At 68.8% G+C, this 9889-nt stretch carries 12 protein-coding genes; 4 read left to right on the top strand and 8 right to left on the bottom strand.

Annotation, left to right across the window (positions count from 1 at the left end):
• Positions 1–60 precede the first annotated feature (60 nt).
• From ACR0R4_RS12915 to smpB, 4 genes are all read left to right on the top strand, one after another.
• Positions 61–825: an IS6-like element IS6100 family transposase gene (locus tag ACR0R4_RS12915; RefSeq protein WP_001389365.1), complete on the top strand. Its 765-nt coding sequence runs from the start codon at positions 61–63 to the stop codon at positions 823–825.
• A gap of 41 nt (positions 826–866) precedes the next feature.
• Entirely contained in the window at positions 867–1070 is a 204-nt protein-coding gene (locus ACR0R4_RS12910) for a hypothetical protein (protein ID WP_253035905.1), read from the top strand.
• Positions 1067–1981, top strand: a complete 915-nt coding sequence (gene ftsX, locus ACR0R4_RS12905) for a permease-like cell division protein FtsX (protein WP_079941836.1) — start codon at positions 1067–1069, stop codon at positions 1979–1981. Before ACR0R4_RS12910 ends, ftsX begins: the two co-directional genes overlap by 4 nt.
• 250 nt (positions 1982–2231) lie before the next feature.
• Entirely contained in the window at positions 2232–2711 is a 480-nt protein-coding gene (gene smpB, locus ACR0R4_RS12900; RefSeq protein ID WP_079941835.1) for an SsrA-binding protein SmpB, read from the top strand.
• Positions 2712–2830: 119 nt separating this feature from the next.
• Here the strand turns inward: smpB and nylB are convergent, their stop codons facing one another.
• The 8 genes from nylB to ACR0R4_RS12860 form a co-directional block, all read right to left on the bottom strand.
• Entirely contained in the window at positions 2831–4009 is a 1179-nt protein-coding gene (gene nylB, locus ACR0R4_RS12895; RefSeq protein WP_433647793.1) for a 6-aminohexanoate-dimer hydrolase, read from the bottom strand.
• Positions 4006–4590, bottom strand: coding sequence for a cytosine permease (locus ACR0R4_RS12890; protein ID WP_424457359.1), 585 nt, complete (start codon positions 4588–4590; stop codon positions 4006–4008). Before ACR0R4_RS12890 ends, nylB begins: the two co-directional genes overlap by 4 nt.
• Before the next feature lie 32 nt (positions 4591–4622).
• Positions 4623–5690 carry an endo-type 6-aminohexanoate oligomer hydrolase gene (locus ACR0R4_RS12885; RefSeq protein WP_433647792.1) on the bottom strand — a complete coding sequence of 356 codons (1068 nt, stop codon included), beginning with the start codon at positions 5688–5690 and terminating at the stop codon, positions 4623–4625.
• Entirely contained in the window at positions 5687–6475 is a 789-nt protein-coding gene (locus tag ACR0R4_RS12880) for an ABC transporter ATP-binding protein (protein WP_433647791.1), read from the bottom strand. The genes ACR0R4_RS12885 and ACR0R4_RS12880 overlap by 4 nt, the downstream gene beginning before the upstream one ends.
• Positions 6472–7293 carry an ABC transporter ATP-binding protein gene (locus ACR0R4_RS12875; protein ID WP_363746606.1) on the bottom strand — a complete coding sequence of 274 codons (822 nt, stop codon included), beginning with the start codon at positions 7291–7293 and terminating at the stop codon, positions 6472–6474. The genes ACR0R4_RS12880 and ACR0R4_RS12875 overlap by 4 nt, the downstream gene beginning before the upstream one ends.
• On the bottom strand, positions 7290–8162 hold the full coding sequence (locus ACR0R4_RS12870) for an ABC transporter permease (RefSeq protein ID WP_363746609.1): 873 nt from the start codon (positions 8160–8162) through the stop codon (positions 7290–7292). Before ACR0R4_RS12870 ends, ACR0R4_RS12875 begins: the two co-directional genes overlap by 4 nt.
• A complete protein-coding gene (locus ACR0R4_RS12865; protein WP_363746611.1) occupies positions 8159–9130 on the bottom strand; it encodes an ABC transporter permease in 972 nt (323 codons plus the stop codon). Before ACR0R4_RS12865 ends, ACR0R4_RS12870 begins: the two co-directional genes overlap by 4 nt.
• Before the next feature lie 6 nt (positions 9131–9136).
• Positions 9137–9889 (bottom strand): ABC transporter substrate-binding protein (locus ACR0R4_RS12860; RefSeq protein WP_433647790.1); only part of this gene is annotated, 753 nt, incomplete at its 5' end.

The raw sequence follows: 9889 nt of genomic DNA, 5'->3' as shown, positions 1-9889 counted from the left end.
GCTCTGTTGCAAAAATCGTGAAGCTTGAGCATGCTTGGCGGAGATTGGACGGACGGAACGATGACGGATTTCAAGTGGCGCCATTTCCAGGGTGATGTGATCCTGTGGGCGGTGCGCTGGTATTGTCGCTATCCGATCAGCTATCGCGACCTTGAGGAAATGCTGGCGGAACGCGGCATTTCGGTCGACCATACGACGATCTATCGCTGGGTCCAGTGCTACGCCCCGGAGATGGAGAAGCGGCTGCGCTGGTTCTGGCGGCGTGGCTTTGATCCGAGCTGGCGCCTGGATGAAACCTACGTCAAGGTGCGGGGCAAGTGGACCTACCTGTACCGGGCAGTCGACAAGCGGGGCGACACGATCGATTTCTACCTGTCGCCGACCCGCAGCGCCAAGGCAGCGAAGCGGTTCCTGGGCAAGGCCCTGCGAGGCCTGAAGCACTGGGAAAAGCCTGCCACGCTCAATACCGACAAAGCGCCGAGCTATGGTGCAGCGATCACCGAATTGAAGCGCGAAGGAAAGCTGGACCGGGAGACGGCCCACCGGCAGGTGAAGTATCTCAATAACGTGATCGAGGCCGATCACGGAAAGCTCAAGATACTGATCAAGCCGGTGCGCGGTTTCAAATCGATCCCCACGGCCTATGCCACGATCAAGGGATTCGAAGTCATGCGAGCCCTGCGCAAAGGACAGGCTCGCCCCTGGTGCCTGCAGCCCGGCATCAGGGGCGAGGTGCGCCTTGTGGAGAGAGCTTTTGGCATTGGGCCCTCGGCGCTGACGGAGGCCATGGGCATGCTCAACCACCATTTCGCAGCAGCCGCCTGATCGGCGCAGAGCGACAGCCTACCTCTGACTGCCGCCAATCTTTGCAACAGAGCCCCGACGACTCCGACATCGACGATGACGACACGGTGCGCTCCGGCGGGCCGCAGGCGCGCCGGATCCCGAGCTTCCTCGATCCGGATCGCCCGATGGATCCCGTGCGCATGTCCGAGACCGGCAGCCTGGCGGAGCACCTCGGGTTGCGCCGGAAGAACGACGACCAGACGGATGTGGGGCCGGTGCGATGAGGGCGGGACTGGTGCTCGGCGAGGTCTGGAACGGCCTGCGCCGCAATATGTCGGTGGTCATCTCCGTGGTGCTGGTGACCTTCGTGTCGCTCACCTTCGTGGGGGCGGCGATCCTGATGCAGCTGCAGATCCAGCAGATGAAGACGTTCTGGTACGACCGCGCGCAGGTGGCCGTCTACCTCTGCACGGACTACGACCAGAGTTCGACCTGCGCCGGCGAGGACGCGGGCGAGGACGAGATCGCGGCCGTCGAGGAGGCGCTGCAGTCGGACACGCTGCGCCCCTACGTCGACGACTTCTTCTTCGTGACGCACGAGCAGGCCTACAAGGAGTTCGTGCAGCAGTTCGAGGGCAACCCGATCGTCGACATCACGAAGCCGGAGCAGCTCAACCAGACCTTCTGGATCAAGCTCAAGGATCCCTCGCGCTCCGACATCATCACGGAGACGTTCTCGGGCATCCCCGGCGTGCAGAGCGTCTCGGACCAGCGCAGCCTGCTCGATCGGATCTTCCTGTTCCTGGGGGTGGCGAGCTACACGGCGATCGTCATCGCGGGGCTCATGCTGGTGGCGGCCATGCTGCTGATCTCGACCACGATCAGGCTCTCGGCGTTCTCGCGCCGGCGGGAGATCGGGATCATGCGCCTCGTGGGCGCGTCGAACCGGTTCATCCAGACCCCCTTCATATTGGAGGGCATCATCGCCGCGCTCTTCGGCGCCGTGCTCGCGAGCGCCGCGTCGGTGGCGATCGTGCGCTTCTTCGTGCAGGGATTCCTCGCCCGGGAGGTGCCGTTCACGAGTTACATCACGGTGGAGCAGGCGCTCGTGGTGCCGCCGATCCTCGTGCTGGTGGGAGTGGTGCTCTCGGCGATCGCGGCGAAGATCGCGATCACCAGATACCTGCGGGTGTAGCGCAGAGCGTCCCCGGGGCGGGCCGCGGATCCGGATCTCGGGGCCGGGGCTCGTCGAAACCGAGCCCATCGTGCGAGCCCGAGCCCTCCCGCGCCGATAATCCGTGCGGGTTGGAGCAATCGGCTCGGTTCGGGCGCCTCGAGGCCGGGCGGCTCGGCGTGGCGGGCGGAACGGCGGCGGTGTGCGATAAGCTGGTTCTTCGCGCGTGAGCGCGGACCCCGAACCACCCCGGCCGCAGGAAGGATGTGACATGAGCCCGAAGGAGACCGGCGAGAAGCTGATCGCCTCCAACAAGAAGGCCCGGCACGAGTACCACATCCTCGACACCTACGAGGCGGGCCTGGTGCTCACGGGCAGCGAGGTGAAGTCGCTGCGCATGGGACGCGCGTCGCTCGTCGACGGATACGTGTTCATCGAGCGCGGCGAGGCCTGGCTCGACGCCGCCTACATCCCCGAGTACCTCAACGGCTCGTGGACGAACCACGCGCCGCGCCGCAAGCGCAAGCTGCTGCTGCACCGCCAGCAGATCGACAAGCTCTACCAGAAGACCCGCGAGGGCGGCATGACGATCGTGCCGCTGCGCCTGTACTTCCTCGACGGCCGCGCGAAGGTCGAGATCGCCCTCGCGAAGGGCAAGAAGGAGTACGACAAGCGCCAGACCATGCGCGAGCGGCAGGACAAGCGCGAGGCCGAACGGGCGATGCGCACCCGCAACCGGATGGGGGAGTAGGCGCTCCCTCGGGTGTCCCCGCGTCGCGGGCGGATCCTGCGACGCGCCTGACGCGGTGGCGCCACCGCGTCAGGCAGTCGCAGGATCCACCGGCGCGGTGCCGACGCCGGTCACGCCGCCTACACCGCGTCGAGGGCACGGCTGACGTCGAGCAGGATCCCGCGCTGCAGCCCGTGCCAGTGCCGGGTGTCGGGATCGGGCCACGACGAGAGCTTGACGATCACGGAGTCGGTGCGCGGATCGAGCCAGAGGTTCTGGCCGTGGATGCCGATGCCGCTCACGTTGCCGCGCTCGTTGCCCGTGCACCACCACTGGCGCGTGTAGCTGCCCTCGGGGAATGCGGAGGTGAAACCCTCGTCGGGCATGGCTTCGCGGGAGCCGCCGGCCAGCACGCTTTCCACCCAGCCCTGCGATACGACCCGTCCGCCGGGAGCGACGCCGCCGTCGAGCATCATGCGGCCCACGCGTGCGAGATCCCGCGCGGTGCAGGAGACGCCCCCGTTCGCGAAGCCGAAGCCGGTCTGGTCGACCGTGATGGTCGCATCCCGATCGGCGTCGAGCTTCGCCCACAGGTACGTGGAGAGCGCTTCGACGTAGCGCAGACCGGTGACCCGCTCGACGATCCAGGCGAGCACGTCGGTGTTCGCCGAGCAGTACTGGAACTCGCCGGTGCCGCCGTCGCCGCGGAGGGTGGTGAGGAACTCGTAGGTGTCGGCGGGGTCCCCGTCTCGCCGCGTGCGCCAGCCGGCGGAGCGATCGTGGGTCTGCACCTCCGAGGCCGGATCGACGTAGTCCTCGTTGTAGTCGATCGAGATCTGCATGTCGAGCACCTGCAGCACGGAGGGCCCGTCGTAGACGGAGCCCGCGAGCTCGGGTACATACTCGGTGACGGGCTGCGCGGGATCGATGCGCCCCTCGTCGATCAGCGCGCCGACGACCGTGCCGCACAGCGACTTCGAGACGCTCATCAGCAGGTGACGGTCGTCGGGTGCGAAACCCGCCCGGTAGTACTCGGCGAGGACCTCGGAGCCGCGCAGCACGAGGAATGCGTCGGTGCAGGTCTCCTCGAGCCGCTGCTCGAGATCGGGGAGCCGCGTCGCGAGCGCGTCGAGCCGCACGACGGGCTCCGCGGGCGTCGCCGGGTCGCGCCGGGAGACCGCCGCCGTGGGCAGCAGCTCGCCCAGGCGGGCGAAGGCCCAGCGGTTGTGCGGGGCCTCCTGCCAGCTGTCGAGTGTCGGCTCCCCGGCCGCGGCTCCGGGATACCTGGCGGGGTGCTGGCCGGTGGAACGTGCGTTCATCGAGTGTCTCCGAAGGTGTAGCCGCGGCGGGTGAAGAGATAGTAGAGGCCACCGCTGACGATCATCGCGACGGGGGCGGAGAGATCGATGTAGCCCATGGCCTCGGCGACCGCGCCGCTCCAGAAATCGGTGGTGAGGAAGAAGGAGGCGGCAGCGCCGCCGATGATCCCCGCGGCGAGGCCGGGAATGCTGAAGCCGCCGGTGTACCAGTACTTCGCCCCCCGGCGCTCGTCGAAGAGATCGAGGCCATCGTATCGGTTGCGGCGCAGCCAGATGTCCATGCAGTAGACGGTGATGCCCGGAGCCGAGATGAGGATCAGCACCTGCAGCATGATGTTCACCGCGTCGAGCAGGCTGGTCGACATGACCAGGTAGATGGTGAAGAAGGTGCCGAGCACGCCGATGATGATGGCCGAGGGGATGCGCCGGATCGGGATGCCGATCGACTGGAACGCCATGCTGGCGGTGTAGGTGGTCATGCCGTCGACCGCGTCGCGGATCCCCTCCCCGAAGCGGCTCCCGATCTCGGCGCCCCGGCTTCCCGGATCCGTGCCCGTCACCGTCGCGGTGATGATGTCCAATGTCTTCCTCTCCTGTTGCGGGGCCGATGCCCCTATTTCGCGGCCTCGAGGACGGCGTCCCACATCACCTCGGAGGCGATCGCGCCGAGCGCGGTCGCGTTCACCGACAGCCGCCCGCGCGACGACCCCGGGGTCGTCGGCAGATCGATCTCGTCGGTGGTGACGGCGAAGAGCGTGTCGCCGTCCATGTCGGTGTGGAACGGCTGGATGCCGCGGTGCATCGAACTGTGCACCTGCTTGGCGAACTGGTTCAGCTCGACGGGGCTCATCCGCACGTTCGTGACGATCGCGCTGATCGTGGTGTTGCCCGCCTGGGTGACGGGCGGGACCTGCTCGGCGAACGCCTCCTGGTAGTCGAACACCGGGTGGCGCCGGACCCCGGTCTGCGCGTCGTAGTTGCCGCGCACGATCCCGCCCGCGCGGTCCATGATCACGCCGACCGGGTTCGGCACGACGACGGCGAGGATGCGCACGTCGCCGAGACGACGGAACGCCGCGCCCTGCCCGGTGATCTCGGTGCGGTCCCAGTCCACCTTGCCCGCGGACGCGCTCATGCCCGCGCCCGCCCGCCCCTGCGGGAACTCACCGGGAACGGCGAATTCGAGCGCCGCGCGGCCGAGCGCCTTGTCGGGGTAGACCGCGGTGGAGCGCGCCGAGAAGTCGTAGATGACCGCCGACGACACCAGCTGGGCCTCGGCGAAGCCGGTGCGATACTCGAGGCGTTCCAGGAGCGCGCCGCTCACCCCGGCGCCCGCCTCGAGCCCGTAGCTGGCTCCGCCGGCCAGGCAGATGGCGTGGTTGAAGTCGTACCCGCCGGACAGACCCACGGCTCCGCCGCGCGCGTCGACCGCGGTGCGGGCGCCGGCGGGGATGTGGATCACGGTCGCACCGGTGGGCCCCTCCTCGTAGTGCGCCGAACCGACGCTGACGCCCGGGAAGTCGAACCGCAGCGTCTCCCGCCCGGTGCTCCTGACCGGCACGAGGTCGAAGGCGGCGTTGCCCGGGCCGCCGAAGACGGGCGGGCCCGCCAGGCGGGGCGCGGGATCCACGACGATCCCGCCGTCGATATCCGTGAGTGCGTGGACCGGTGTCGTATTCATAGGGCCTCCAAGAGTGTCTGCGAGTAGGGGTGCTGGGGGTTGCGGAAGAACTCCTCCGTCGAAGCGGTCTCGACGAGGTCGCCGCGGAAGAGCACGGCGACACGGTCCGCGACGCGCTCCACGGCGCCGAGATCGTGCGAGATGAAGAGGGCGCCGAAGCGGTGCTCCGCCTGCAGTTCGCGGATGAGCGCGAGGATCTGCATCTGCACGGCGACGTCGAGCGCGCTCACGGCCTCGTCGAAGACGATGAAGCGCGGCTCGGTCACGAGCGCCCGGGCCACCGAGACGCGCTGGCGCTGTCCTCCGGAGAGCTCGTGGGGGTAGCGCTCGGCGAAGGCGGGGTTCAGCCCCACCTGCTCGAGCATCTCCGTCACGCGCTGCCGCTGCTCGGACCGGCTGAGGTCGCGCCGCGCGACCGTCAGCGGTTCGCGCACCGACTCCCCGACCTTGCGCCGGGGGTTGAGCGACCAGTGCGGATGCTGCAGCACCGCCTGCAGCTTGCCGGCGTTGGCCCTGCGCGATCGGGTGAAGGGGCTCCCGAGCAGCAGCACCTCGCCGGAGTCGGGCCGCTTGAGGCCCAGGGCGACCGAGGCGGTCGTGGTCTTGCCCGATCCGGACTCGCCCACCAGCCCGAGCGTCTCGCCCGGGGCGACCTCGAGCGTCACCGCGTTCATGGCGCGGACGGTCCGCCGCTTCGCTCCCGCCCCGCTCGTGAACGCGACGCTGACCTCGCGCAGCTCCAGCACCGGGGCCGTATCCGTGTCCGGATGGGACGCAGACATCATTCCGCCTCCTTCGTCGTGGGATCCTGGCGGCCCGGTATCGCGGCGACCAGCGTTCTCGTGTAGTCCGCCCGCGGCTCGTCGAGCACCTGCGCGGCCGGCCCCTCTTCGACGATACGCCCCTGGTGCATCACGACGATCCGGTCGCACCAGCGACGTACGGCGCCGAGGTCGTGGCTGATCCAGATGAGGCTCGCGCCGGAGCGCTGCACCAGGTCGACGATGAGGGTCAGGATCTCGTCGCGCACCTGTGCGTCGAGCGATGCCGTGGGCTCGTCGGCGATCAGGATCTCGGGCTCGCGCGCCATGGTCAGCGCGATCGCGATGCGCTGCGCCATTCCGCCGGACACCTCGTGCGGATAGAGTCGGAGCACCCGATCCGGCTCGAGGATCTTGACGCTCGCGAGCAGCTCGGTGAGCGACTCCAGGTCGGTCGGTCGTCCGAGCGGCCTGAGCGCGAGCTCGAGCTGGCGACGGATCCGCATCGTCGGGTTGAGCGAGGCGATGGGATCCTGCGGGATGAAACCCAGTGATTCCCGTCGCAGCGCCCGTATCGCATCGGGCGCGAGACTCGCGATGTCCCTGCCGAGCACGTGCACCGACCCGGAGGTCACGTGGCAGACGCGCGGCAGCATGCGGCCGATGGCCTGCGACACGGTGGACTTGCCCGATCCCGACTCGCCGACGATCGCGAGCAGTTCGCCGCGGGCGACATCGAGATCGATCCCGTCGAGCGCTCGGGTCACGCCGAGACGGGTGCGGTACTCGGCGCTGAATCCCGTGAGCGAGACCACCGGGGCAGCGGGGGCGTTCGCGGTCATACGAGGCTCCTTGTCTCGCGCGGATCGAGCCGATCGCGCATCGTGTCGCCGATGAGGTTGATGGAGAGGATCGCGACGACGAGCACCGCGGCCGGGGCGAACAGCAGCCAGGGCGCCTGCAGCATGTAGCTGCCGCCCTCCTGGATCAGCAGGCCGAGCGATGACCGCGGCGGCTGCACGCCGTAGCCGAGGAAGCTCAGTCCTCCCTCGACGAGGATGCCGACCGACAGCGCGTACGTGCCCTGCACCGCGATGGTGCCGCTGACGTTCGGCAGCAGGTGGCGGAAGAGGATCACCGGGGCCGACACGCCGCTGATCTTCGCGGTGGTCACGAAGTCGCGCTTGGCGACCGACATCGCCGCCGCGCTCACCATGCGGGTCATGAGCGGCACCGTGACGAGCACGATGCTGGAGAGCACCGCGGCCTGGCCGGGTCCCACCACCGCCGCGATGAGGATCGCGAGCACGATCGACGGGAAGGAGTAGAGCACGTCGCTCAGGCGCATGATGACCTCCCGCGCCCAGCCGCCCGCGTAGCCGGCGACGAGGCCGAGGATCACGCTGATGACCGCGGTGCACACGACGGCGAGGGTGGAGAGGACGAGCGTGGTGCGCGTGCCCTCCAGCAGGCGCGCCAGCACCGAGCGGCCGAGGGCGTCGGTGCCGAAGGGGTACGCCGCAGAGGGCGGGCTGAGCCTCGGGCCGACGATCCTCGCGGGATCGCCCGCGAAGGGGATGACGGCGGCCGCCACAGCGACGAGCACGATGAGGCCGAGCGCGCAGGCGGCGGCGATGAAGAGGGCGTCGCGGGGCGGGCGGGTCTTGACCGCGCGCTTCCGCTTCGAGAGCGGGAGGGAGTAGGTGGTCATGATCCTGCCTTCCCGGTGACGGCGACGCGCGGGTCGAGCGCGCTCGTGATGAGGTCGAGCACGAGGCTCAGCACGACGAAGACGGCGGCGGCGAAGAGCACGGTGGCCTGCACGACCGCGAAGTCCCGACGGCCGAGGCCGGTGACCATGAACGAGCCGAGCCCCGGCAGGTTGAACAGCGTCTCGATGATGACGGCGCCGCCGAGGAGATAGGCGGTGATGGTGCCGAGCAGCGTGAGGATCGGGATCCCGGCGTTGCGCAGGACGTGATGGCGCACGATGTGCCCGGCCGTCTCCCCGCGCGCGACGGCGGCCGTGATGTGCGGTTCGACGAGCACTCCCATGACGGCGTCGCGCGTCGTGCGCGCGGTCGCCGCGACGCAGAAGACGGAGAGCACGAGCGCTGGAAGCAGGAGCGCCTGGAACGTCGGCCAGAAGCCCGTGCCGATGCTCGCGAACCCGCCGACCTTCAGGCCGAGCGAGAACTGCGAGAACACGAAGATGACGATGCTGCCGAGCACGAACTCGGGCACGCTGATGCCGATGCTCGACACGACGCGGCCGACGGCGCCGCCCTGCTTCGCACCGGATCGCACTCCCGTCCAGATCCCGAGCGGCACGCCCGCGAGCAGCGTCACCGCCATCGCCATGATCGTGAGCGTCGCGGTCACCGGGATGCGCTCGAGCATCTCGCCGGAGACGGAGCTCTGCGTGACGTAGGAGGTGCCGAGCTCCCCCGTGAGCACCTGCCCGATCCAGGCGAAGTACTGCACGAAGATCGGCTGATCGAGCCCGTACGCCTCGGCGAGCAGCTGCCGCTCCTCGGCGGAGGCGAGCGGGCCGAGGATGATGTCCTCGTAGCTGCCGGGCATGAGACGGATCGCGACGAAGATGAGCACCGAGACGCCGAGCAGGGTGATGAGCGCGCTCATCACCCGCCCGGCGGACCAGCGAAGGATCTGCATCATTCGGGACTACTCCCCGGCGATCCGGTAGTCGGCGATGTTGCGGAGGATGTTGCCGTACCCCTCGTTGCTCTGGATCGTCGGGCTCACCGCCGCGGTGTCGAACCCGATGATGGACGGCCGGTGCACGAGCGGCACCATCTCGGCGTACTCGTCGGCGGAGGCGCACAGCTCGGTCAGCACCTCGGCGCGCGCGTCGGGATCGGTCTCGCTCGCGCCCTCGGCGATGAGCGCGTTGAGATCCTCGTGCACGCCCGTGAAGCCGACGTTGAAGAAGGCCTGCTCGGGGTTCCACCACTTGGTCACCATCGACGGGTCGGAGTAGCCCGCGAACCAGCTGATCGACAGGTCGAAGTCGCCCGGCTGGGCCGAGAAGACCCGCTCGATGTAGATCGCGGTGTCGACCTGCTCGATCCGGACGGTGACGCCGATCTCCGCGAGCTGCTGCTGCACGAGCTGGGCGATCTGCGCCATGACGGGGTTCGAGGTGTCCACGATGAGGTCGAGCTCGACGTCTCCGGCGCCCGTCTCCTCGATGGTCGCCCTCGCGTCCTCGATCGCGGCCTGCTCCGAGGGCAGCTCGTCGACCCGGCAGGCGCCGGGCAGGTTCGAAGGGGTGATGCCGGTGGGGGTCGTTTCGCCGGCGAAGACGATGTCGGCGATCGCCTGGCGGTCGATCGCGGTGTTGATCGCGAAGCGGACGTCCTGGTCGTTCAGCGGACTGTCGGGCTTCTGCGAGTTGACGAGGACGTAGTAGAGGTC

Source organism: Leucobacter fengyongliangi, from assembly GCF_050971685.1.
Lineage (GTDB): Bacteria > Actinomycetota > Actinomycetes > Actinomycetales > Microbacteriaceae > Leucobacter.
The sequence above is the reverse complement of the archived record's forward strand: the minus strand, read 5'-3'. Positions and strand labels throughout refer to the sequence as shown.